The following is a 22,695-nucleotide window of genomic DNA, read 5'->3' on the forward strand; positions in this document are numbered from 1 at the left end:
TCTGTTGAGCGCTGTTTGCATTGTTTAGGTAACGTTGCGCAGTCATTGCTGAAACGTTGGTATTTACATTCACTGCCATGGTGATTTCTCCAATTGATTTTCCGGTGTTGCGGTTTCCGACGTCTCGGAAAACCAAGTAGTTCTCTCAAAGTTACTTTTAATAACGGCGCGAATTTGTATAGCTTTAGAAAAAACTTCAAAAAAAACCAAATAATTTAATAAACCCAATAAAAACAAATGGATAAACAAGATCTCTTTATTCTACAAAGATCTAAAGTTCGCGTTTGAAAATTAGAAGAGTTCAACTATTGGGCACTTCAAAGGTGGATTTTGGGCAAATTTAAGAAAAGAGACGTTTAATGATCGTGCAATTTTTAACCAGAGAAATTTTGACAGGGTCAGGATTCAGAAAGAAAATGAGTGGAGTATGTTAAAAATCAGGAAAGCTAAAAGGGGAAAAACAGGAACGCTAGAAAGGAAAAAGCCCCTTTTCCTTTGAGAGAACTGGGGCTAGGTGGTGGCCAGAGCCTGTGTGGAGATCATCGAGAAATGAACACATTCTGACTTACCGTTGCATCCTTACCGTAAAAATGTGAAGCAGGTGAGAGATGAGAGAGCTAAACACTCAATAGTAAGTATGCTTGCCAGTTTTCCTTGCTGTATGGCCCACGTCTGGACACGAACAGCAAGGTCAACCAATAACTATTGCAATAGTGACATTGCAGAGTTAGGCAACTGTTTTGCTTGAGCAAGTATTGAAGTACCTGCTTGTTGCAGAATTTGAGATTTCGTCATTTGCGTTGTCTCTTTCGCAAAATCGGTATCTTTGATGCGGCTGTTAGACGCATCTACGTTTTCTTGTACGTTCGCCAAGTTGTTAATACTGTGGCTTAGACGGTTTTGCTTCGCACCCAGATCAGAACGCTGTGAATCAACGTAAGTCAGAGCTGAATCGATGATGCTGATTGCATTCTGTGAGCCAGCAACCGTCATTAGGTCAATGTCTTGTACCGTCGTTTGACGACCTTCACTCTTAAGACCTAGCTCAGAAGCCAAGCCACCAGAGATAGACATAGAACCTTGTTGTAGATCCGGTTCAGCAACAAACACTTGTAGACGACCGTCATCAGTTACCGACGCATTGATCAAGTCAGACTGACCATTGATGTATGTCGCTAGCTCTTCGATGTCATCACCTGATTTGGTCATCAGCTCAAGCTTCACTTCTTCACCAGACTTGGTTACGAATTCAAGCTTAAGGTCACGAGCATCTGCTGGTACTTCCCAGTTCTTGTCTTTGCCGTTCTCTGAGTCAAACGTCGTACCACCCATGCGGAAGTCATCAGCACGGATGCTGGTCAACGCCATGATCATCGCTTCACCAGAGTTAGAACCGATCTGGAAAGACGCCTCACCGAACGAACCGTTTAGTAGTCGACGACCACCAAATGAAGTTGTTTCAGCAATACGGTTAAGCTCATCTTGAAGAGCCATAGACTCTTCATTCAGTGCTGTACGTTCAGCAGCCGTGTTAGTACCGTTTGAAGATTGGATTGCCAAGTCACGCATACGTTGTAGAACGTTAGTAGACTCATTCATTGCACCTTCAGCCGTTTGAGCAATCGAGATACCGTCATTAGCATTTCGCATTGCCACATCAAGACCACGCGACTGTGCCGTTAGGCGGTTAGAGATCTGCAGACCTGCCGCATCATCTTTTGCGCTGTTGATCTTATGGCCTGATGACAAACGCTCCATTGAAGTTGCGAGGTCATTAGACGCTTTATTCAAATAACGCTGCGCTGTCATTGCGGAAACGTTAGTACTTACATTAACTGCCATTTTGCTCTCCTTATGAGTTCGCAAGCTTTCTGCGAAGCGGCCAGCTTTACTCTCATATGGATAAGCACTGACCGTATATTACTTGCTAAACCCTAAGTTAGGGTTTAAGACCTGTATAAATCATTTCTGACTTACATAGATACAAGTTGTGTGCCAATTTTTAAATTGACGAAAAATAAATTTATTTCATTCAAAAACAATCACTTAAAAATAACCTAATCGTCTACTTAACCTATAGATTATTGTTATGTAATCTCTCTAACCTGTGTGTTGCCGCTTTTTGCCGCTTACATTGCTTACATTTCAAAACGAGTAAGAAAGCGGCAATTTTTAGAACCCTCTCGCACTTACGGCATTGCACATAAGGCATAAAGCAGGGCTCAATTCATACGAACAAACGTTAGATGTAATTAAACAGGGTCAAATCTTTCGTTTTACCAAAGGCTTGCTGAGAAGCCTGCAGTGCACGAGAGTTCTCATTGAACTCAATAATTGCCTTTGAATAGTCCAAATCTTCAAAGTTACTTTTGGCTTTCGCCAGTGACAACTTGAAGTCCTCATGTTGCTGCTCTTGAATATCCAGTGTATTCAAACGCGCACCAACATCTGTGCGAGCCTTAGTTAAATGGATAAAAGCAGCGTGAAACTCTTCTGTTGCCTGATGCAGCTGTGCAGTCGCAGATGAGTCAGAAACCGACGACTCTGCTAATGCTGCAGCATCACGAAAGGTATCAAATATCGAAAAGCTCTCTCTTGGCTCAAGCACAATCGAATCACCCTTAGTGATTTGACCGCGCAACTCAATGTGTAGGCCTTCGTATTTAATCCCTTCGGTTGGATCAAAATCTTTTGCCGCAACAACACTGCCATCTTTCTCTAGTTGATAAGCGTACTTGCCGTTCTGCATATCAACGAAAGTGACTTTGTAGGTCGCAGGATCCTGGAACTCACTATTTGTCGCACGCTCTAGAAGCAGTTCAGATGCTGACTGCAACTCATACGTCGGTTTGTAGTCACCAAATGGGTTGTCGATCTCCATGAACAGCTTGCTGCCCGGATCGTTCATTGGCATTTCAAAACTACTGGCCACGCGCATCTTGCGTTGATAGTCATCACCGCCGTAAATCACGTTACCTTCATTGTCACGAAAGAAAGGCTGATTCTTAAGCTTAGTTCCAGCAAAGGTGTAGTTACCCGACTCATCTTGCGAGTTCGCCATGTATAAAAAGTTGTTGGCAATCTCTTGCAGCTCACGCTGTTTTGCCAAGCGGTCTTCTGGAGACAACGCACCGTTGATCATCTCCATCACTGTACGTTTCGCTTCATCAGCAAAGCCTTCAGAGTTAGAGATCAGCACTTCGTGGTGCTCCAAGCGGTTTCTCACCAAAGTAATGGCATCTACATACTGCTTAAGCTGTTCAGACTGTTGCCCGATATTCTGCAAGTAGTGAGTCGCAAGTGGATCATCACTAGGTGACTGCAATTTTTTACCCGACGCCAATTGTGCTTGGTTATGATGCACCTTGTTCTCTTGACGACGCAGGTCATTCTGAACCGATTGGTAATTATGGAAACTGGAGATACGAGTTAACATGGTTCCCTCCTATTACCTTAGGGCCAAGATGGTATCGAAGGTTTCATTTGCCGCCTGCATAATGCGCGACGATGCCATGTAGGCTTGTTGAAACTTCATCATGTTTGCCGCTTCTTCATCTAGATTCACTCCAGATATAGAAGCAATTCGTTCTTGTGCTGACTGCTTTTCTAACGTCGCAATCTCACTAAGACGATTAGCGGTCGACGCCTTCAAACCTGTATTGGTATTCAGGTTGTGATAGGTATCAAGCAGAGTCGACTCACCTTCATCCAACGACTTGTTAGTCTGAATGTCCTGCATTTTCCGCAGGTTGCCGTTATCACCTTCTGAGGGAACAAGGTTAGCGGTAAACTTATCGTTGGCGATGGCACCAGGTGTCAGTTCAAAAGTCGTCCCCATTACGGTCACTGGACCAGATGGTGGATACGGCTGTGGCTGCATCAATACATTGCCTTTGGTGTCCGTCACCGCAAATTGTTCACCACGTGGCGAGACAATCACCTCAAATTCACGTAGTTGTCCTGCGGCAAGGATCTTAAATTCCGCATCACCTTGGGCAAAAGTTGTCGAGGCTTCATAGCTCTGTGCGGCAATATCTTTAGGATCATTGCTTTCAATTTGCATCTGTGCAGCAAAACTGCGCGTTGGTCGCAGTAGAACCTTTTCACCTAATTCAGGTGGATTGCGGATCTCAACACGCATACCATCTAGGTAGAAAGCACTGCCACTCGAGTCAGTGGTAACTTTAACGGTTTCACCGCTCGGCTTGGTGACCACATAATCACTGCCGTCGTACTTTAATCCGTACTCACCACCTTTAAGCGCATTGGTGTTATCAATGAACACCGCCACATCGGCTTGCGAATTGCCGCTCGTCACTACGCGCGATTTCGCCACCAGCTCTGAGTTCACATCAGTAAATAAATTGCGACCAACATTACCGTTAAGGTCTAGACCTTGGCTTTGTAGTTCGTTGACATGATAAGAGAGCGCTGTAGCCATACGGCCTAACTCGTCCATCACCTCTGGAATGTGTTCGTCACGCATATCCAGCATCGAACCAATTTTGCCGTCGATATCTGCGCTAGTAATCGGCTTTATCGCCTTGCCTTCAACAATCGCCAAGCGTCGTTGATGGGCATCAGGCAGACCATCAACCAACTTCAACTGGCTCGCCTCACTACCTGAAACTAAGGTATGACCGTTACCAATATGCACGTTGAAACCTTCTGCATTTGAGCGTGGTGTTACCGTTACTTTGGTGTATCCAGATAGCTCATTGATCAGCTTTTCATGCTGGTCGCGCAGGTCATTATGTGGACCTGGAGTACGCATCATCAGACGCTGAACATCACGAATTTCGATTGCAAGTTGGTTAACACGTTCGATACCCATGTCCAATTTTTTGTTGGCAACATCCGACTGCTGACGAATCGTTTCATGGAATTCATTAAGGGTCTGAGAAATGATCCCCGCCTTCTCGAGTACTACTTTACGAGCACCTATATCATTCGGTGTATCAGACAGGGTTTTGATCGAGTCGAACCACTCGTTCATATTCTCTGGAATTTTTTTAGAGGCTGTAGACGACAACATACCCGAGAGCATGTCGATGTTACTTTGGGTGTCATTCTTATTAGCGGCATTAGTTGTCGACAGGTTTAACTCATTAACGGCAAACTGATCCCAAGAGCGGCGAACATTTTCCACATGCACGCCCATGCCATAGGTTTGGCCACCGTATTGGCGCGGATCATTAACACCTTGAATCACAGATTGTCGGCTATAACCCTCTGTATTCGCGTTAGAAATGTTATGACCTGTGGTGTTTAACTGTCTTTGAGCGGTAAGCACACTTTGTGTACCTACATTCAACAGATCTGACGCCATAATGCCCCCAAAAAACCTAATAAAATCAGCAAAAACTGATTAACCTTACGTCTAAAAAGCAATTTACGTGCCAAGCTAATTATCAAGAGCTAAAAGAAGGGAATCGATGATAGAGAGGTGAGTCATAGATAGGAAAATAGAAACACATAAAAGAAGAGCCCGCCAATTGGCGAGCTCTTTGTGAATCTAGTTCATCTGGTCGATCTTAGCTTTAACTCTCAACACTTTGTCGGCGTAGTTAGGGTCAGTTGCGTATCCTGCGCTATGAATGCCTTTGATAAAGTTTTCTGAGCTGCCTTGATGCTGAAGTGCTGTTTGGTAACGTGGGTTCTCATTTAGGAATTTCACGTAGTCGTTAAAGCTCTCTTCAAAGTTAGCGTATGAACGGAATGAAGCTTGCTCTTTCACCGCTGTTTTTCCGTGGAACTCTAGGGTTTGAGTCGCTACCTTATCGCCTTTCCAGCTTCTGTCAGCCTTGATGTTAAATAGGTTGTTACTGTTACCCAAAGAGTTTTTCACCATCTTAGAGCCCCAACCTGTTTCTAGAGCGGCTTGAGCAAGAAGCAGTGAAGAGTCGACACCCAGAGCACGCGCTGCTTTTTCAGCATACGGACTCATTGAAGTGACGAAAGATTCTGGCGAGTCGAACGAAACAGGTTGTGCCGCCACTTTTGCCACACTCTCTGGACGTTCTGTTCTATCAACTTTCTTAGAGTACTTAGGACGCTCAAGCTCTGGGTCAAACCCTTCTTGGCGCACTTTCGATTCCTGTTGGTCTGTACCTTGTCCTGCACTAAGCTGAGCGACAATCATATCCGCCAAACCTAGCGAACCCGATGCACTTAACTCACTCGACATCTGGTCATCAAGCATCTGACGATAAAATTGTTCATTCTGGCTGTTGAGCATGTCTGACTTGAAACTAGAGTTGGCATCACGCATCGACTTAAACAGCATAGAGGTAAAAATAGATTCAAACTGTTTTGCTGCTGCTTTAAGTGCTTCTTGCTCACTGCCCTCTTCACCATTGACCGCTTGCTGACGAAGTCGATCAAGACTGCCGATGTCGTGAATAAAACCGATGTCGTTGTTGTTCTTAATCATGACCCACTCCTTAGATAATGATCAACTGACCTTCAATCGCACCCGCTTGTTTCAGTGCTTGAAGGATTGCCATTAAATCAGAAGGAGCCGCACCCACTTCGTTGACCGCTCTTACAAGGTCGTCCAGAGTCAGGCCAGGTTCAAACTTAAACATCTTGCCGTCACCTTCCGTGACTTCGATGTCTGAGTCTGGAACAACAACGGTTTGTCCGCCAGAGAATCCATTTGGCTGACTAACGTTTAAATTCTCTTTAATCGCTACCGTCATACCACCGTGAGTTACAGCCGCAGAGCGCAGGCGCACGTGCTTACCAACAACAATGGTACCTGTACGAGAGTTAACGATGATCTTTGCTGAACCTTCTGCTGGGTCGAACTCAACATTTTCAATCGCAGATAGGAAAGCAACACGTTGGCTAATCTCACGCGGTGCACGAACTCGCACTGAAGTCGCGTCTACAGCGGATGCCATCTGTGGCCCAAGGAAGTTGTTTACCGCATCAGCCATGCGCTGTGCAGTAGTGAAATCAGATTCAATTAGGTTAAAGGTAATGTAGTCGCCACGACCAAACGGAGTTGGGATTTCTTGTTCAACTGTCGCACCACTTGAAATGATACCGACGTTCGGGTTGTTACCGACAATCTTAGAACCATCGTTACCTTGAGCACTGAAACCGCTCACGACTAGGTTACCTTGTGCGACGGCATACACTTGCCCATCAAGACCTTTCAGGAAAGTTTGCAGTAGCGTACCTCCACGTAGGCTTTTTGCTGAGCCGATAGAAGAAACAGTAACGTCAACGGTTTGACCTTGCTTAGAGAAAGCAGGAAGCTCGGCAGTAACGATTACCGCTGCCACATTTTTCGTTTTTGGCTTAGTGCCGGGTGGCAATTGGATGCCAAAGTTTTGCAGCATCGCGTTAAATGTTTGATCTGTAAAGGGTGTTGTTTCGCCAGTACCCGGCAAACCCGTTACCAAACCATAGCCAACCAACTGGTTACTACGAACACCTGCAACTTTTGCCACGTCTTTGATACGAGCGGCATGAGCAGTGGTGGCAAGAAATAACATGCCGAAAAGTACAAGTGCTAGCTTTTTCATGGGAGTAACCTGTCTCTATTGCTCTGATTTATATTAAGTTTCTTCTAAATCCAATGCCGCTCGTTAATGGTCAAACAATCGGCACTGTGATTATCGCTATAGAGCTACATTAAAAAATCGTGCCAAGAATCCAGGCTCTTGCATATCTTGTTGTACGCCAGTACCAGAATATTGAATTCGAGCATTGGAAACACGGTTCGAAGCGATGGTGTTATCAAAGCCAATATCGTCCGGGCGGATAGTGCCGCTTAGGCGGATGTATTCATCACCAGTGTTCAGCGTCATCCATTTCTCACCACGCACCACTAGGTTACCGTTAGCCAACACTTCAATCACTTCCACCGTAATGTAGCCGCTGATGCTGTTACTTTGGTTAGCCGATGCATCACCAGCAAAGGTGTTGGTGTTGCTTAAATCGTAAGAGAAGTTGTATTTATCAATAGTCAGCTCTTGTCCACCTACAGCCAATGGCTCCATTGAAGAGTCATTCGACTTAGACATGTCTGCGTTGGCTTTTTTGGTCGCACGCGTGTTCTCATCAAGTGCCACTGTAATGATATCGCCGATACCGCGTGGCTTAGAGTCATCGTACATGCTGCCGATATGGTTCACGTTAAATAGAGAACCGGTCGCTGCTGCGTAATGTTCTGGTTTTTGCTTAGGGTGAATTGGAGCCCAAGCAGGATCGCCCGCGACTGGGTCGGTGCGACCACGTAGTGTATCCACGATACCAGAGCTCTCATCACTCGACTTATCACCCTCTACCGCATCGACCACGGTCGTGGCATTTTCTTGTTCTGGCGTTTCGATAGGATCCAACATGGTACAACCGGTCATCGAAGCTAACAGGGCTAAACAAAAAATACGTTTCATGGTGATACTCTCTTAGTCAGCAGTAGGGACAATTACACGTTACTTAATCTAACGATTAAAGTTGTTGGTTAACAAAGCTCATCATCTTGTCTACTGACGAGATAACTTTTGAGTTCATTTCGTATACACGCTGAGCTTCAATCATGTTTACCAGCTCTTCGGTTACGTTTACGTTAGAGGTTTCCAACATTGATTGACGAATGTTACCTAGGCCGTCAAAACCCGGTACCCCCTCTTGTGGGTCACCACTTGCGCCCGTTGGTAGGTAAAGGTTTTGACCAACTGGCTCAAGACCACCAGGGTTTACAAAGTCAGTGATCGTAATCTGACCAACGACAACGTTGTTCTGCTCACCACGAATACGTACTGAAACTTCACCATCGTTACCGACAGTAATCGAAATTGCATCTTCAGGAATAACAATTTCAGGTTGTAGCGGGTAACCCTGACCCGAAGTTACGATTGCGCCGTCACCATTCAATGTAAACTGACCATTACGGCTATAACCTGTCTCACCATCTGGCATTTCAACTTGGAAGAAACCATCACCTTCAATCATCATGTCTAGGCTGTTGGTTGTCGTTTGTGCGTTACCGTGAGTGTGCACTTTTTGCGTTGCTACCACTTTGGAACCCGCACCCAACATCAAGCCACTTGGCAATTCAGTGTTTTGAGACGATTGACCACCCGGTTGATTAATATTTTGATAGAACAAATCTTCAAATACAGCACGGCTCTTTTTGAAGCCAACCGTTGATGCGTTGGCAAGGTTGTTCGAAATTGTTGAGATATTGGTTTGTTGGGCGTCTAAACCAGTTTTACTTACCCATAATGCTGGATGCATAGTAATTTCCTTTAAATTCTATTAGCTCATACGAAGCAGTGAATCAGACGACTTGTCCATCTCTTCTGCTGTGCTCATCATCTTGACTTGCATTTCAAATTGACGCTGTAGGTCAATCAAGCTTGTCATCTCACCGACGGCATTCACGTTACTGCCTTCGATGGCACCAGTCAGCAGCGTAACGGCTGCATCAGCTTCGTATGCCTGATCTGGGTTTTTCGAACGGAAAAGACCATTCGTATCTTTAAATAGAGTTTGATTATCTGGGCGAACCAATTTAATACGATCAACAACGGCAAGTTCTTCAGCTGGAGCGCCTTGAGGAATCACCGAAATCGTACCGTCTGTACCAATTTCTACTTTGCTTAATGGAATTGGTAGGGTAATAGGTGCGTCGTTTTCACCAAGAACGAGATGACCACTGCCGTTAGTCAGTAGACCGTTTTGGTCGATCTTGAGATTACCGTTACGGGTTAGACCTTCACGACCTGAATTATCCATCACTGAAATCCAGCCATCACCTTGAATGGTTACGTCTAAATCACGGCCGGTCGTCACAACGCTGCCTTGTTCAAAATTATGACCAGGGCGCTCTGTCATGCTGAAGACACGTGTTGGCATACCTTCACCGTACGCTTGCATTGAACGAGCTTGTGCTAGGTCAGCACGAAAGCCTGTTGTACTTACGTTAGCGAGGTTGTTGGCACGTAGCTGCAAAGCTTGCATATTTTGCTTTGCGCCACTCATGGCTAAAAACAGTGCGCGATCCATAATTTTGCTCCAAAAAATCATTATCTAGAGCCAATAAAGCAATCACTGTGCCAACTATGAAATGATGTTTATAATCAATGTTTTAAGTCGATAAAAAGGAATTACAGAGATCAAAGTGATCCTTTCTGCCAGGGGGTGGCAAGAACAAACGTTACCGCGCGGCAATTGAGGCGGCAAATAGATAGGCAAGCAACAATACCCAATTCAAACGGATTGAATTGGGTATTCGCAGATGATTCAGACCAAGAAGGTATTAACGAATCTGAAGAATATTTTGCTGTAGTTGGTTGTGAACTTCTAGAGAACGCGAGTTCGCTTGGAAGTTACGTTGAGCAGAAATCAGATCCACTAGCTCTTGAGTCATATCGATGTTCGATTGCTCTAGTGAACCGTTGTTGATGCCACCAAATGAACCCTTGTTCGATTCACCCCAGATTTTATCACCTGAGTAGTTAGTAGAATCCCACTGAGTGCCACCCTTTTTATCTAGGCCTTGCTCGTTAGGAACACGCACTAGACCAACACGACCTAGCATTACGTTTTCGCCGTTTGAGTATGTACCTAGAACACTACCGTACTCATCGAAGTCGACCTTAGTTAGGAAGCCTGTTGTCGCGCCGTCTTCATCGAATTTCGTCAATTCAAACGGTGCCGCAAACTGCGTCGAAGAGTCTAGACCAAAGTTCAGTGTTTGAGTAACGTCCGCGCCGTTTAGGTTCATCGGTACAGCACCCGCACCTAACGCTTCCGACACAATTGGTTGACCGTTGTTTAGGCTCGCAAGAGTACCGTCGTTGTTAAAGCGCATAGTGTGACCAACATGGCCTGTCGCGTTTGTCGCATCACCACCAGCAATGTTCAATGGCTTCTCGCCTTCACTATCAGTCATAGTGTAGTAAGTCTGCCATGTGTTCGGCTGGGTTTGGTCTTTTAAGTAGTAAGTGGTTAGCTTGTAAGACTGACCCATAGAGTCGTAGACCGTTGAAGAGGTCGCACGGTTGTAGGTATCTGCATCATTGAAGTTAAATGCAGCTGGGTCTTTAAGATCACCGTTTGCAGGCAGGTTTACACCTACTTCAATGTTTTCAGTCTGTTTTGGCTTACCAAATTCAGCTGGAATAGACAGTGGCTTCGGTGCGTAAGAAAGAACTTCACCCGAGTTTGGATCAACATCGTAACCTAGAAGAAACTCATCGTTAGAAGTAACCATGTAGTTATCTTTGTTTAGGTGAAATGCGCCATTTCGTGTTAGTTCGTTAATCTCAGGTACCATGCGGTCTTTTGCCACAGCGAAGAAGCCTGTGCCACTTACACGTAAATCCATTGGGTTGTTCGTATAAATACTTGAACCTTCATGGAACTGCTGCGCCACTTTATTTGCTTGAGCACCGCCACCTGGAGTGGTTTTGCCGTTCGTAAATAGAGAGCTTGAGTAAACATCACCAAACTCCGCACGCGACTCTTTAAAGCCAAATGTGTTTGCGTTCGCAATGTTGTTACTTGTTGTGTTCAGATCTAATTGAGCTGCGGATAGACCGCTTAAAGCTACATATGACATTCCAATATTCTCCTAATCTATCTAGCTAGCATATTCACTCTATCTAGAGCTACGCTTTGCCAACTTCTAGTACTTCAGCAAGTCGTACTGGCGATGTGAAACCAGCCAGATTGAGTAGTACGTTGCCATCACCTTTGCCAAGAAGCACACTGTTCACATTCGCATATGTTGATACTTGGAACTCTGCGCTCTCGCCATCCAGTAAACCAGCCGCTTTCACGTTGTATTTACCAGCAGGCAATGGGTTGCCGTCTTCGTCTTTTCCGTCCCATTCAACACGTGTGTCACCTGCAGGCTTAGAGCCGACATCAAAGGTACGGACCAATTGGCCCACTTCGTTCTCAACACGGATCATTAAGTTATCCATAGCTTGAGGAAGTTTTACCATTGCCGCCATGCCGCCATCGCCGGGTTTCACACCTGCCGCGCCAGGAACTAACACATCACGCCCTACTAAAGATGAGGCCTGAAGTGCTTGGTTAGATGTCATTGATGAATTCAAGCTTTCAAACTGAGTATTCATCTTGCCAATGCCATCTACGGTCGCAAATGAAGCCATTTGCGCAATCATCTGGTCATTGCTGACCGGCTTAAAAGGGTCTTGCTGAGCAAGCTGCTTGGTCAATAACGATAAGAAGTCTTCTTGTTTAAGATCTTGCTTACCTGTTGTTTCATCAGGCTTTTTGCTGTCTTGAAGATTTTTAAGCTGATCAACATAGGACAAGCCGCTTTGACCAACATTATTGATTCCGGCCATATGCTACCTCCTTATCCTTATTGACCCATCTGCAGCGTACGCAGCAGCATTTGTTTACTCGAGTCAGCAACCTGTACGTTTGTTTGGTACGCACGTGAAGCTGAAATCATGTTTGCCATCTCTTCCATAACATTAACGTTTGGCTTGTAGATGTAGCCTTCGTCGTTTGCTAATGGGTGATCTGGGTTGTACTCCGCGCTAAGCGGCTTATCGCTTTCTACGATACCTAATACTTTCACCGGCACGGTATGACCGCTATTGCGTGCCTTACTCAACTCAGCGCCGAACACAGCATGACGTGCCTTGTAAGTCTCATCAGCTGAGCTACTTACACTGTCCGCGTTAGCTAGGTTACTTGAGGTCGTGTTTAGACGAACAGATTCAGCACTCATCGCAGAACCAGTCACATTGAATACATTAAATAAGCTCATCTAATTATTCCCCTTTAATCGCTTTAGTTAAGTTCTTGAATTTACTTCCTAAGAAGTCTAGAGAGGCTTGATGCCTGATTTGGTTTTGCATGAACAAGTTTCGTTCTAAATCCAAATCCACCGTGTTGCCATCTCCTGTATCAGGTTGAGTAGGAATACGATACTTAGTTTCCCCATTCACCGTCGTTGAGGCAGAAATATGCCGACCGTCCGTGCGGCTAAGACCAATGCTTGCCCCAGAACTTGCCGCCTGCAGTGATTTTTTAAAGTCTAATCCTTTTGCTTTATAGCCAGGCGTGTTTGCTTGCGCGATATTGGTGGAAAGCACCTCAGCGTTGCGCTCACGTACACCAACTGTGTGCTGGTGAATGCCTAATGCGTTGTCAAAAGAAATAGCCATGTAAACCTCAACTCAAGAACTGACTGTTATGAAATAACCAAAGCAATATGTATACCAACTTTTAAAGCCAATAGAACAATGAATGCTTTTTATCGGTCACTCGCTGTTAAACTTGCAATATACAAGCCAAGAATAGAGTAAATTGGAATGTCACTCTGATCTAAAGATATACCGAGCGAGACAAAAAAGAAAACCCAGCACGATGGCTGGGTTTGATAAGAAAAACTGGAATGTCTTTACTGTTGTTACGACTTGAGCTTATAGATGATGCCGGGGTTACAGCGAACCATCTCAAAACGGTCTGTCAGACCAGTCAAAGACTCAGACGCACCCAACAGTAAGTAGCCACCAGGGTTAAGGCTGTTAGCCATCTGGTTTAACACTTTAGACTTCATGTCTGGCGAGAAATAAATCAGTACGTTACGACAGAAGATAATGTCGAATTTACCTAACAGCGCGTAGCTGTCCATTAGGTTTTGCGGACGGAAGTTAACCATACGCTTCACATTATCTTTTACCTTCATACGACCATCGCCCGCGTCTTCAAAGAAGGTACGGCGACGTTCAGGCGACAGACCACGGCCTAACGCAAGATTGTCATAGATACCAGCACGACACATATCGAGCATGCTCGCAGAGATGTCTGTTGCTGTGATCGAAACATTTGGCAGCATACCCGGCTTACGTGCTTGAGTCTCAAGCACTGTCATTGCCATTGAGTACGGTTCTTGACCAGAAGAGCTTGCCGCAGACCAAATCTTAATTGGACGCTTATTTGCCGCTATTTCCGGAAGGAGTTTATCCGCAAGCACGGCAAACGGGTAAGTATCTCGGAACCAAAGTGTCTCGTTGGTCGTCATGGCATCTACAGCCGCCACGCGCAACTCGCGGTTTCTACCCGTTACTACATCTCTCAATAGATCTGACAGAGACGCCAGTTTAAACTTTGCAACTAAAGGACTAAGGCGACTGCGTACAAGATATTGCTTGCTATCACCGAGTACAATGCCACATTGAGATTCTAAAAAGCGGCTAAAATCACGATACTCTTGATCACTAATTGTTATAGCAGTCATTAATGTCTCTTTTCTATTTAGTTAATGCGGACTTCACCGCTGAACCAAGCTCATCTGGGTTAAATTTCGCGATGAATGAGTTTGCACCCACACGCTCAACCATGGCCTGGTTAAATACGCCACTCAACGAAGAGTGTAAAATTACATACAAGTCTTTTAGTTCTGCATGGCGGCGAATTTCTGCAGTCAGTGTATAGCCGTCCATCTCTGGCATCTCGATATCCGAAATAACGAGAGAGATCTGGTCGTAAATACTGCCTTCAGCCGACATCTGCATCAGCTTCTCGTACGCTTCTTTACCATCTTTAACGGCAATAACTTCGAAGCCGATAGACTCGATTGCGCGCTGTACCTGCTTACGAGCAACGGTAGAGTCATCCGCAATGAGAATGCGTCGAACAAGTGGTTTCTCTTGCTCAACTTCTGCAATCTCTTCAGCAATTTTGCTGTCCATTGTTTCATCAACAGGAGAGATCTCTGCAAGAATTTTCTCGACATCGAGAATTTCAACCAGTTCATTATCGATGTTCGTTACCGCAGTCAGGTAGTTCGCTTTACCTGCGCCATCAGGTGGCGGCAAGATAGATTCCCAGTGCATGTTGATAATACGCTCAACAGAGCTCACCAAGAAACCTTGAATAGTACGGTTAAACTCAGAAATTACAACAAAACACTTTTCTACGTCTGTTGTTGGGCGACCGCCAATAGCTAAGCTTAAGTCAATAACTGAGATGGTTTGACCACGAATGTGCGCAACACCCTTAACCAGCGGGTTTAAGTTTGGCATTGAAGTCAGCTTAGGACACTGTAGTACTTCTTTAACCTTAAATACGTTAATACCATAGCGCTGACGCCCCATTAGGCGAAAGGTTAGTAATTCTAATCGGTTTTGACCGACGAGTTGCGTACGCTGATTCACTGAATCCAGAATACCCGTCATGAGCGCATCTCCATATCAAACTTTTTTGATTAAAAAGTGTTAATCTACTACAGGCTACGAACCATCAGAGAAACAGAATGACGTATCATAACTCAAATCTGCAACCATTTTCCATAACAACATGTAGAGCTTTTTTTAAAATTGTCGCTAAGTTTATCGGCATTATATCAATATTGTTTAGTTTTTTTGCACAAGGTGCGACATCAGAACAAATTGAGGCGATTCAAACCGCAGCTGAGCAACATATTCTCGACACGGTTGAGCAGCCAATGGGCGGTGAACTCTTGGTTCAATCTGCCAATGTAGACTCAAGGATCAAGGCTACAGATTGCCCTATTCCCTTAGAAACCAGTGCTTCTACCGCCACCAATACTCGCAGTAGCATTACCGTTCTTGTGCAATGTATTCCTGATGAATGGCGAGTATACGTTCCGGTTCGACTCTCTATATCTGCACCACTAGTCACTGCAACAAGAACCATCGCGCGAGGCGAGATAATCGGTCAATATGATGTCACAACCGCCATGATTTCACTTAACAAATTTCGCCGACAAGGTTACACCCTACCTGAACAAGTCATCGGAGCTAAAGTAAAAAAGAACCTGCGCCCTGGTGATGTTATTGAGAGAGGTGATATTTGCGTCGTTTGTCGTAATGAGAAGGTTATCATACAAGCTGTCAAAGGTGGCATGACCATTACCACAAAAGGCACTGCATTAACGGATGGTTCAATGGGAGACCAAGTAAGAGTGAAAAATGATAAATCACAACGTATAATTGAAGGGATTGTTACCGATATGTCGGAAGTAACCGTTCATTTCTAATAAATGAGTTGCAAGTCCTCTCTAATAAGTTAGAGGAAACCCGTTTCGACATGAGAGATTTGTTTCTTTGTTAACACGTTATCCTGCCAAAGTGGTACTCTGTTAGCGATTTCAACAATCGAGTTAAAAATCTCTAAAGTAATCGAACCAGCGGTCGATAGTGACAGTACAGGTTCCCATATTCGTAGATAAAGGCTCAACTATGGCAGGCATTGATAACATTCGTTCAGGCCAAACCCTAACGACAACTAACCGCTCTACAGCGCGTACTGATACTAGCAGTTCGCAAGCGTCGAGCTCTGAAGTATCGGCAAAACCCGCAAGTAAAGATGCGGTGTCACTAAGCCAACAAAGCAAAGCAATTGGTCAAATGCACCAAGACATGGCTGCACAACCAAGCTTTGACCAAGTAAAAGTCGCAGCGATTAAAGAAGCGATCGCGAACGGCTCATACACTGTTGACCCAGAAAAACTGGCGGACAACATGATCAAATTCGAAAACGAGCTTAAAGGCCTATAAGTTCGTTTTTCGTTCAACTGACTATAAGCTCGATTAGGTTTTTGTATGGCGGCACTCGCAGATTTAGTTAATTTTCAACTTCAAAGCGCCCAAGCTCTCTCTGAACTGCTTAGTTCGGAAAAGAGTGCCATTACCAGTAGAAAGTCGAGCGAGATTGAACGTATTGCTAAAGAAAAAGTCGTGCTGGTTGAGCAACTGAGAAGTACAGACCAGAGAATAGCAGCGCACACTAACGTGGCCGAGTTGAACGAAAAGCCAGAGCTTATCGAACTCGTCGCCAAAATTCGCTCTATCATTCACGATTGCCAACAAGCAAACCTTGTTAATGGTGAAGCACTTAACCGCGCACACTTGAGCTTCAACAAACTCAGCAACATGATGCAACAAAGCCATGGAAAAATAGGCATGACATACAATGCCGGTGGGCAAACGCATACCATATCTACGTTAGGAACCAACGTAAAAGCGTAGCTCTATTCTTCCCTTTGAGTAACAAGCTCCGGTCTCAGCAATCAAAAATAGCGTAAACCATCGAAAATAAAAAAGCGGCAAGTATCCAATACTTGCCGCTTTTTGCATCAAACCTAGTCATTGTGTCTGCCACTTGCCATCTGGAAAGCCAGCAGCAGAATACAGTATCAACCGAGTGATATTAGAAAAGTGTTTGTTGTCTCTTTTCTGGTACGGCTTGAACTTCACCGTAGTCACGCAGTTTGTCCATTTTCTTAATATCAAGTTGCAGTTCAGTCACGTAACTGTCACCCACAGGGTAGCTACGTACCACTTCTGCACCTCGAATAACGCCATCAACCGCACCGGAAGTCAGCTCAGTACCTAGACGTTGGTCTTCAAGCTCAGCACGGCCACTAACACGCATACCATATACTTGCTCGGCTAGTTCTCGGTACGCATCAATCTTTGAAGCTCGCATTGCTCGAATACGTTTCTCTTCGTCGTTACGCCCTTTTTGTTCGCTAATACTTGCGTAGCCAACCGCCACCAAGAAGTCGTCTGGTCGCATGGTTTGCAGTGGCTGACAGCCAACAAGTAACAATGCTGCGATTAAAAATATCACCTTCTTCATGACAGGCTCCTATGGACGAAGAATAACCGTATATGGTTGCTTAATAGTTGGGTCTGAACGAATGATCACGCCATCTTGAGTGCGGATGCTGTTCAATGTGTCTAGGTCACGACCAATGCGGTCTGCAGGTAAGAAGCCCTGCGCCGTTGCAACAACGATACGCGTTTGCATACCTACGACACGAGCATTAACTAACACACCACCCTCTTGGCGTAGCATAGTACCAGTCAATACATACTGAACATCCTGCTCTTGTGCCAGATCTTTCCAGTCTCGGCTCAACGCGAAGTCACCTTGTTGAGTCACCTGAATCGAACCGGTTGTCTTAAAGTCTACCACTTTAAAGCCTCGACGCTGAAACTGATGGATAAAGCCTTCAGAGACTGAGTTGCCTAGCCAGTTGGTCGAATCCATATGTTGCAGGTCAACAAACGAGGTGACGGCGATAGGCGTACGCGCCGACACGCTGGTGTTAGACATAATCAAGTCTTCAGTCATACTCTCGACGAAGAAGTCCATAGTATGACGTGGGCTATCCATTAACATAAACTGACTACCAGCGTACTCAGACTTACCGTTATAAATAGGCGAATAAGCACATGATGTAATTAGCATTACACTGATTACTACAAGCCATTTTTTCATTGTGTTATCTCCAGATGTTTTAGTACCAGACTGTGCAACCTATTCTCACCACTCTTTCCTTTAATGGATTACAATGTTGGAACAGTCTTTGCTTTTGATTAATCGTTCACATTAATAAAAGCGGCACTCAAATCAGCAATTCGCTTCTGATAATTTGTTAAGCAATATTTATACCCAACTGGTAACGAATAGATGAAAAAAATATTTTCCACACTATTTTCAATAGTTTCACTGCTCACTATGACCTTCAATGCTCATGCATCATGGTTTGAAGTTACCGGTACAGCGGCGATCGTTGCGTCTGAAGATGCGGCAAGAGTTCATGCACTTGAAGATGCCATTTACAAAGCAATGCAGTTCTCAGGGGGAGATATTGGCAGTATCGCGAACCTAACACCTTATCTGCAAGCAGGACAAAAAGAGTATCAATTCACTAACCATGAAGTGAGATACATCCTTGTCGATAAAGAGAGAAAGCGCAGCGGCAACATCATGATCACTGCTCGCATCGATATTTATCCTTCGGCAAATGGTTGCCATGAAAGCCAGTACAAGAAGACGTTTTTAGTCGGCAACGTTGACCTTGCCTCTCCACAACAGGCGGTAATGGGGCGTGTCTACAACATTGGTGATGACTTCAGCCATGTGATAAACCGTCAGCTGTCTCAAGAGTCGCGCAGTTTTGTTTCTGTTGGTACCACTGATTACGAGATAGACCGACGCCAGCCAGAAACACTGAAAATGATCGCGCAAGACCATGGAGCGCAATACGTGATTGGCGGCACCATTACCGATTTAACGGCAACTATCGAGTCTAAACTCCTGCAAGACGATATAATTAACCGTCAATTCGCTTTAGAGATGCAAGTGTATGACGGCAAAACTGGCCATCAAGTTTACAACCGCAGTTACCGCGAGGTAGCAAAATGGCCATTTCCGAAAACCAGTGAAGTGGATACCAAGAGTGCGCGTTTTTGGGCATCAACCTATGGCAGCATGATGTTGCGAGTAAGCCGAAATATCATGCTCGACTTGGAGTCGGAAGTGTCTTGTAAAATCACCCTACCAGAAGTGGCTGCGGTCTTTGGTAATACAGTGACGATGGATCTAGGTCGTTTACACGGCGTTCAACAGGGCGACAAGCTACAGCTGTGGCACACAGGCTCATTTATCGATCAAAATGGTTTGCCGCGTAACAAGGTATCTAAGAGTGACATCACCCTTACCGTGACTCGAGTTTATGAGAACGAAGCAGAGTTGACCATTGAGCAGCCTAACTTAGCAGGCAGCATTCAAATTGGCGATGTAATGCAGAAGATCATGTAAGCCATTAAGATATATAGCAAAGCCCTGAAGTAAAATTCAGGGCTTTATTTTTTCCGCTCAATTGGTTTCTGTTTTTCTGATATTTGGCGTAATCTTACTAATAACATAACCATCAATTAGTAAGCTATGAGTGAGAATAACCTGATTGGAGCCACCGGTTACCGCTTCATTTCAAAAGGCAAAACTGCATATAAGATCCATATTCACACACCTGACGATACGGTTCTGCATCGGTCGGTGGGGTTCGTGCGTCTTGGAGAAGAGAAAGCGCTCAAAAAAACCATAAAGCTACGCGATGAACTTGGCAAACAGCTATGGGGAAAATTCTGGGGCAAGGTGCTCAAAGACCCATACCTAATGACGCGGCTACCACACAGCCTAGAGCCTAAAATTGTCTTCAAGCCTAATCCCACTCAGAGCGATCCTGAACATCGCGACGAATGCTATATCGCCAAGTGGCGAGTGTTTGCCGAGAACGGTGAATATAAGTATCGAACTAAGGTCTGCTCAATCAGAAAACATGGCAGACTTGCCGCATACAGCCAAACCAAGCGTGCTCTATTAGAGGCACATAAAGATGTGATTGACCTGCTTGTGTTTATGGGACGCCTAAACAGTATTGATCTCAAATAGTCACGCCTCTCTTTAGATAGCTATGCGTCTACGAAGCCGTTGTATTCTCTACCCGCAATAAAAAACAGCGACCGAAGTCGCTGTTTTTTCATATCGATGTTAAGTAACTAAGACTCTTGGCACAATTCCGCCAAAGCAGACAAGCGTCGCTGAGACTCTTTCACATACGGATTCGACTCATCCCACGCGTAACCAGCCAAAATAGAACAGACCATCTGCTTAATCTTTGGATTAGGTTTCTCATAGAAAATTACATCCTGCAGCGAACCCGAATACCAACCTTCTACATAGGTACGGAATGTATCCACCCCTTTCATCAGAGGCTGCGCATACTCTTTATCCCAATCCACTTCTTCGCCGTTCACATGTCTTGCGACGCAATCTACTGCGTACTCGGCAGACTTCATTGCAATAGTCACACCTGAAGAGAACACTGGGTCGAGGAACTCGCCAGCATTACCCAGCAGAGCGTATCTGTCCGTCGCTAGGTGCTTCACATTTGCTGAATAGCCGCCAATCTCGCCAGCAGGATTAGAGTACTCCGCTTGGCTTAGAACATTGGCCAAACCCGGCTCTTCACTGGCTACCTGCTTGAGTAAGGCAATCTTATCTTCAGGGTAGTTTTCAAAGAAACTTGGTTCACCCACTACACCAAATGAAGAGACACCATTACTGAATGGAATTAGCCAATACCAAACGTCAGGGTTGGTTGGATGGACAGAAATAAGGATCTTGTTTCTATCGTACTCTAATCCATGTTCCGCCAAATCAATATTATCTTTGATATGGGTAAACACTGCCTTACGAGGAGGTAAACTAGATGGCTCTTCTAGGTTTAACATCTTAGGCAGCACACGACCAAAGCCACTGCCGTCTAATACATAATCAGCCTCGATTTGGTACGCGTCTTCCCCTTCAGGTTGAACATCCAAAATGGCGTGCTGGTCAGTAAAACGAATATCGATAAGCTCGTGCTGGTAATCGATAGCCACACCCTGATTTTGTGCCTCATCGGCAAGTACTTTATCAAAAGTGCCTCGCTGAACTTGAAACGTAGTACCAGGCCCCTTGGAGAACTTGTCTTGGAAATCGAAAGCGGTATATACCCCACGCTTTCGAAACGCAGCCCCATCTTTGTATTGGAACTGAGCAGATTTCACAACATCAGTCATTCCTGCTTGTTCAACGACTTCCATGCAAGCTGGCAATAGACTTTCACCAATGGAAAAGCGAGGGAAAACGCTCTTCTCAATCACACGAACCTCCACCCCTTTTTTATGGAGCAGAGCCGCGGCAATCGAGCCCGAAGGCCCTGCACCGATAACCACAACTTGAGTCTTTATTTTTCTCATTACTGTCATCACCAAAATTAAGCGTTGAGCGTTAAGCGCCTTTAAGTTCAAGGAGTGTATGTCCTAGCCCGATATCATCGGTACGAGTCACCACTTCAAATCCTGCTTCAGCAACGATCTCTAAGAAATCTTCGCTGCGATAGAAACGGCTATTGCCGTTGGCTAAACAGGTAAAATACAGCGATGTTGCATTCAAGCTATAAGAGGCTGCATCGTATTTTTGCGCATCCCAGAATAGTTCCAGAATATAAACGGTCGCCTGCTCTGACATATGTGAACGTACACGCTTAAGAATGCTTAAGATCTCCATCGGAGAGAAACAATCTAAGAACTGACTCATCCACCATACATCTGCGCCAGTCGGCAAGGCTTGCTGTTTATCCAGCATATTCGCGGGATAAGGTGTGATGCGATCTTCAAAGCCTTGTTCTTTGGCATTAGCCATTGCCATCTCTAATTGCTGCGGCAAATCAACTATCGTGATTTCAACATCCGAGTCATGCCCACAACACTGCAGTGCCCACTTCCCCGTGTTACCACCAATATCCACCAGCGATTTAGGCTGCTTTTCGAAGACTTTTTCCAGCAAAATCGGAAACGAGCGATCGGAATAGAAATGATCAAACTTAAACCAGCTCTCTTTCGCCTGTTGAGGCAATTGAGATAAACCTTGATAGATAGTCTCCCACTCGCCTAATTCTTTCAGCCCCGCAGGCGTGCCCTTTTGAATGGCTTCGGTTAGGTGCATCATTGCGGCGTAACAAACATCCGCCGTAAAATCCATATTCGCTTCAGTCATGCCGTCATGCAGCAGATAAAAACCAAGATTTGCCAATCGATAATTTGGCTTTTCCCACAACACAATGTGCGCACTTAATGCCATATCGAGTAGTACTTTAACACCGTATTCGGATACGCCAGTTTTAGCTGAAATATCGCTAGCGTCTAAACCTTGTTCACCCGCCTCATCGAGGGCTTTTAATATCCCTAAGTCACGCAATGTGCGTGCAGTGTGGAACACTATCGGCGCAAAAGAGAGCTTTTGAGCCTCTGTTTTAGCCTGAAGTGCATTGAATGGATCTAAATTATAATTGGACACAAAAAACCTAACTTATTTGTTCTAAAA

23 protein-coding genes and 1 pseudogene are annotated in these 22,695 nt (G+C 45.0%); 5 read left to right on the top strand and 19 right to left on the bottom strand.

What is annotated here, in order from left to right:
• The 15 genes and pseudogenes from KI743_RS19890 to KI743_RS19960 all read right to left on the bottom strand — a co-directional run.
• Positions 1–136: pseudogene (locus KI743_RS19890) on the bottom strand (flagellin); the annotation flags it as partial.
• A 566-nt stretch (positions 137–702) separates the two neighbouring features.
• On the bottom strand, positions 703–1,842 hold the full coding sequence (locus tag KI743_RS19895; RefSeq protein WP_032550133.1) for a flagellin: 1,140 nt from the start codon (positions 1,840–1,842) through the stop codon (positions 703–705).
• 400 nt (positions 1,843–2,242) lie between these two features.
• A complete protein-coding gene (gene flgL, locus KI743_RS19900) occupies positions 2,243–3,436 on the bottom strand; it encodes a flagellar hook-associated protein FlgL (RefSeq protein WP_032550132.1) in 1,194 nt (397 codons plus the stop codon).
• Between the two features lie 12 nt (positions 3,437–3,448).
• Positions 3,449–5,329: a flagellar hook-associated protein FlgK gene (gene flgK / locus KI743_RS19905; RefSeq protein ID WP_032550131.1), complete on the bottom strand. Its 1,881-nt coding sequence runs from the start codon at positions 5,327–5,329 to the stop codon at positions 3,449–3,451.
• Between the two features lie 186 nt (positions 5,330–5,515).
• Positions 5,516–6,433, bottom strand: coding sequence for a flagellar assembly peptidoglycan hydrolase FlgJ (gene flgJ / locus KI743_RS19910; protein WP_285467884.1), 918 nt, complete (start codon positions 6,431–6,433; stop codon positions 5,516–5,518).
• A gap of 10 nt (positions 6,434–6,443) precedes the next feature.
• Complete coding sequence (locus tag KI743_RS19915) at positions 6,444–7,535, bottom strand: flagellar basal body P-ring protein FlgI (RefSeq protein ID WP_032550129.1); 1,092 nt, start codon at positions 7,533–7,535, stop codon at positions 6,444–6,446.
• 96 nt (positions 7,536–7,631) lie between these two features.
• Positions 7,632–8,408: a flagellar basal body L-ring protein FlgH gene (gene flgH, locus KI743_RS19920; protein ID WP_150871414.1), complete on the bottom strand. Its 777-nt coding sequence runs from the start codon at positions 8,406–8,408 to the stop codon at positions 7,632–7,634.
• Positions 8,409–8,463: 55 nt separating this feature from the next.
• Positions 8,464–9,252 (bottom strand): flagellar basal-body rod protein FlgG, encoded by a 789-nt coding sequence (flgG, locus tag KI743_RS19925; protein ID WP_032550127.1) that lies wholly within the window; start codon positions 9,250–9,252, stop codon positions 8,464–8,466.
• Between the two features lie 21 nt (positions 9,253–9,273).
• Positions 9,274–10,023: a flagellar basal body rod protein FlgF gene (locus tag KI743_RS19930; RefSeq protein WP_150871411.1), complete on the bottom strand. Its 750-nt coding sequence runs from the start codon at positions 10,021–10,023 to the stop codon at positions 9,274–9,276.
• A gap of 253 nt (positions 10,024–10,276) precedes the next feature.
• On the bottom strand, positions 10,277–11,581 hold the full coding sequence (gene flgE, locus KI743_RS19935) for a flagellar hook protein FlgE (protein WP_032550125.1): 1,305 nt from the start codon (positions 11,579–11,581) through the stop codon (positions 10,277–10,279).
• A gap of 49 nt (positions 11,582–11,630) precedes the next feature.
• A complete protein-coding gene (gene flgD / locus KI743_RS19940) occupies positions 11,631–12,338 on the bottom strand; it encodes a flagellar hook assembly protein FlgD (protein ID WP_150895522.1) in 708 nt (235 codons plus the stop codon).
• A gap of 17 nt (positions 12,339–12,355) precedes the next feature.
• Positions 12,356–12,769 carry a flagellar basal body rod protein FlgC gene (gene flgC / locus KI743_RS19945; protein WP_032550123.1) on the bottom strand — a complete coding sequence of 138 codons (414 nt, stop codon included), beginning with the start codon at positions 12,767–12,769 and terminating at the stop codon, positions 12,356–12,358.
• A 4-nt stretch (positions 12,770–12,773) separates the two neighbouring features.
• Positions 12,774–13,169 carry a flagellar basal body rod protein FlgB gene (flgB, locus tag KI743_RS19950; RefSeq protein ID WP_004736175.1) on the bottom strand — a complete coding sequence of 132 codons (396 nt, stop codon included), beginning with the start codon at positions 13,167–13,169 and terminating at the stop codon, positions 12,774–12,776.
• Positions 13,170–13,414: 245 nt separating this feature from the next.
• On the bottom strand, positions 13,415–14,245 hold the full coding sequence (locus tag KI743_RS19955) for a protein-glutamate O-methyltransferase (RefSeq protein WP_032550122.1): 831 nt from the start codon (positions 14,243–14,245) through the stop codon (positions 13,415–13,417).
• A 13-nt stretch (positions 14,246–14,258) separates the two neighbouring features.
• Complete coding sequence (locus KI743_RS19960; protein WP_150895526.1) at positions 14,259–15,185, bottom strand: chemotaxis protein CheV; 927 nt, start codon at positions 15,183–15,185, stop codon at positions 14,259–14,261.
• A gap of 77 nt (positions 15,186–15,262) precedes the next feature.
• Between KI743_RS19960 and flgA the strand changes: the two genes are divergently transcribed.
• The 3 genes from flgA to KI743_RS19975 all read left to right on the top strand — a co-directional run bounded on the left by flgA (position 15,263) and on the right by KI743_RS19975 (position 17,000).
• Positions 15,263–16,009, top strand: coding sequence for a flagellar basal body P-ring formation chaperone FlgA (gene flgA / locus KI743_RS19965; protein ID WP_285467885.1), 747 nt, complete (start codon positions 15,263–15,265; stop codon positions 16,007–16,009).
• 202 nt (positions 16,010–16,211) lie between these two features.
• Positions 16,212–16,529 (top strand): flagellar biosynthesis anti-sigma factor FlgM, encoded by a 318-nt coding sequence (flgM, locus tag KI743_RS19970; RefSeq protein ID WP_032550119.1) that lies wholly within the window; start codon positions 16,212–16,214, stop codon positions 16,527–16,529.
• Between the two features lie 45 nt (positions 16,530–16,574).
• On the top strand, positions 16,575–17,000 hold the full coding sequence (locus KI743_RS19975; RefSeq protein ID WP_032550118.1) for a flagella synthesis protein FlgN: 426 nt from the start codon (positions 16,575–16,577) through the stop codon (positions 16,998–17,000).
• Between the two features lie 181 nt (positions 17,001–17,181).
• Here KI743_RS19975 and flgP read toward each other — a convergent pair whose 3' ends face one another.
• Both flgP and KI743_RS19985 read right to left on the bottom strand, forming a co-directional pair.
• The gene (gene flgP, locus KI743_RS19980; protein ID WP_032550116.1) at positions 17,182–17,613 is read right to left on the bottom strand and encodes a flagellar assembly lipoprotein FlgP; all 432 of its coding nucleotides are present in this window, start codon (positions 17,611–17,613) and stop codon (positions 17,182–17,184) included.
• A 9-nt stretch (positions 17,614–17,622) separates the two neighbouring features.
• The gene (locus KI743_RS19985; RefSeq protein ID WP_032550114.1) at positions 17,623–18,258 is read right to left on the bottom strand and encodes a FlgO family outer membrane protein; all 636 of its coding nucleotides are present in this window, start codon (positions 18,256–18,258) and stop codon (positions 17,623–17,625) included.
• 192 nt (positions 18,259–18,450) lie between these two features.
• Between KI743_RS19985 and KI743_RS19990 the strand changes: the two genes are divergently transcribed.
• Both KI743_RS19990 and KI743_RS19995 read left to right on the top strand, forming a co-directional pair.
• Positions 18,451–19,584: a flagellar assembly protein FlgT gene (locus tag KI743_RS19990; protein WP_285467887.1), complete on the top strand. Its 1,134-nt coding sequence runs from the start codon at positions 18,451–18,453 to the stop codon at positions 19,582–19,584.
• 126 nt (positions 19,585–19,710) lie between these two features.
• Entirely contained in the window at positions 19,711–20,217 is a 507-nt protein-coding gene (locus KI743_RS19995; RefSeq protein ID WP_032550110.1) for a hypothetical protein, read from the top strand.
• Positions 20,218–20,324: 107 nt separating this feature from the next.
• Here KI743_RS19995 and KI743_RS20000 read toward each other — a convergent pair whose 3' ends face one another.
• Entirely contained in the window at positions 20,325–21,569 is a 1,245-nt protein-coding gene (locus KI743_RS20000) for an NAD(P)/FAD-dependent oxidoreductase (protein WP_285467889.1), read from the bottom strand.
• A gap of 31 nt (positions 21,570–21,600) precedes the next feature.
• Positions 21,601–22,668 carry a methyltransferase gene (locus tag KI743_RS20005; RefSeq protein WP_285467890.1) on the bottom strand — a complete coding sequence of 356 codons (1,068 nt, stop codon included), beginning with the start codon at positions 22,666–22,668 and terminating at the stop codon, positions 21,601–21,603.
• Between the last annotated feature and the right edge of the window lie 27 nt (positions 22,669–22,695).

It is taken from the genome of Vibrio sp. D420a, assembly GCF_030248625.1.
Classification (GTDB): domain Bacteria; phylum Pseudomonadota; class Gammaproteobacteria; order Enterobacterales; family Vibrionaceae; genus Vibrio; species Vibrio fortis_A.

What these genes read in the sequence shown, in the direction of transcription:
- KI743_RS19960 (WP_150895526.1), bottom strand. Translation starts at nt 15,185, where the DNA reads ATGACGGGTATTCTGGATTCAGTGAATCAGCGTACGCAACTCGTCGGT.
- KI743_RS19990 (WP_285467887.1), top strand. Translation starts at nt 18,451, where the DNA reads ATGAAAAAAATATTTTCCACACTATTTTCAATAGTTTCACTGCTCACT.
- flgH (WP_150871414.1), bottom strand. Translation starts at nt 8,408, where the DNA reads ATGAAACGTATTTTTTGTTTAGCCCTGTTAGCTTCGATGACCGGTTGT.
- flgM (WP_032550119.1), top strand. Translation starts at nt 16,212, where the DNA reads ATGGCAGGCATTGATAACATTCGTTCAGGCCAAACCCTAACGACAACT.
- flgK (WP_032550131.1), bottom strand. Translation starts at nt 5,329, where the DNA reads ATGGCGTCAGATCTGTTGAATGTAGGTACACAAAGTGTGCTTACCGCT.
- flgC (WP_032550123.1), bottom strand. Translation starts at nt 12,769, where the DNA reads ATGAGCTTATTTAATGTATTCAATGTGACTGGTTCTGCGATGAGTGCT.
- KI743_RS19995 (WP_032550110.1), top strand. Translation starts at nt 19,711, where the DNA reads ATGAGTGAGAATAACCTGATTGGAGCCACCGGTTACCGCTTCATTTCA.
- flgJ (WP_285467884.1), bottom strand. Translation starts at nt 6,433, where the DNA reads ATGATTAAGAACAACAACGACATCGGTTTTATTCACGACATCGGCAGT.
- flgL (WP_032550132.1), bottom strand. Translation starts at nt 3,436, where the DNA reads ATGTTAACTCGTATCTCCAGTTTCCATAATTACCAATCGGTTCAGAAT.
- flgB (WP_004736175.1), bottom strand. Translation starts at nt 13,169, where the DNA reads ATGGCTATTTCTTTTGACAACGCATTAGGCATTCACCAGCACACAGTT.
- flgE (WP_032550125.1), bottom strand. Translation starts at nt 11,581, where the DNA reads ATGTCATATGTAGCTTTAAGCGGTCTATCCGCAGCTCAATTAGATCTG.
- KI743_RS19985 (WP_032550114.1), bottom strand. Translation starts at nt 18,258, where the DNA reads ATGAAAAAATGGCTTGTAGTAATCAGTGTAATGCTAATTACATCATGT.
- flgG (WP_032550127.1), bottom strand. Translation starts at nt 9,252, where the DNA reads ATGCATCCAGCATTATGGGTAAGTAAAACTGGTTTAGACGCCCAACAA.
- KI743_RS19955 (WP_032550122.1), bottom strand. Translation starts at nt 14,245, where the DNA reads ATGACTGCTATAACAATTAGTGATCAAGAGTATCGTGATTTTAGCCGC.
- flgA (WP_285467885.1), top strand. Translation starts at nt 15,263, where the DNA reads ATGACGTATCATAACTCAAATCTGCAACCATTTTCCATAACAACATGT.
- flgD (WP_150895522.1), bottom strand. Translation starts at nt 12,338, where the DNA reads ATGGCCGGAATCAATAATGTTGGTCAAAGCGGCTTGTCCTATGTTGAT.
- KI743_RS19930 (WP_150871411.1), bottom strand. Translation starts at nt 10,023, where the DNA reads ATGGATCGCGCACTGTTTTTAGCCATGAGTGGCGCAAAGCAAAATATG.
- KI743_RS19895 (WP_032550133.1), bottom strand. Translation starts at nt 1,842, where the DNA reads ATGGCAGTTAATGTAAGTACTAACGTTTCCGCAATGACAGCGCAGCGT.
- KI743_RS19915 (WP_032550129.1), bottom strand. Translation starts at nt 7,535, where the DNA reads ATGAAAAAGCTAGCACTTGTACTTTTCGGCATGTTATTTCTTGCCACC.
- KI743_RS19975 (WP_032550118.1), top strand. Translation starts at nt 16,575, where the DNA reads ATGGCGGCACTCGCAGATTTAGTTAATTTTCAACTTCAAAGCGCCCAA.
- flgP (WP_032550116.1), bottom strand. Translation starts at nt 17,613, where the DNA reads ATGAAGAAGGTGATATTTTTAATCGCAGCATTGTTACTTGTTGGCTGT.
- KI743_RS20000 (WP_285467889.1), bottom strand. Translation starts at nt 21,569, where the DNA reads ATGAGAAAAATAAAGACTCAAGTTGTGGTTATCGGTGCAGGGCCTTCG.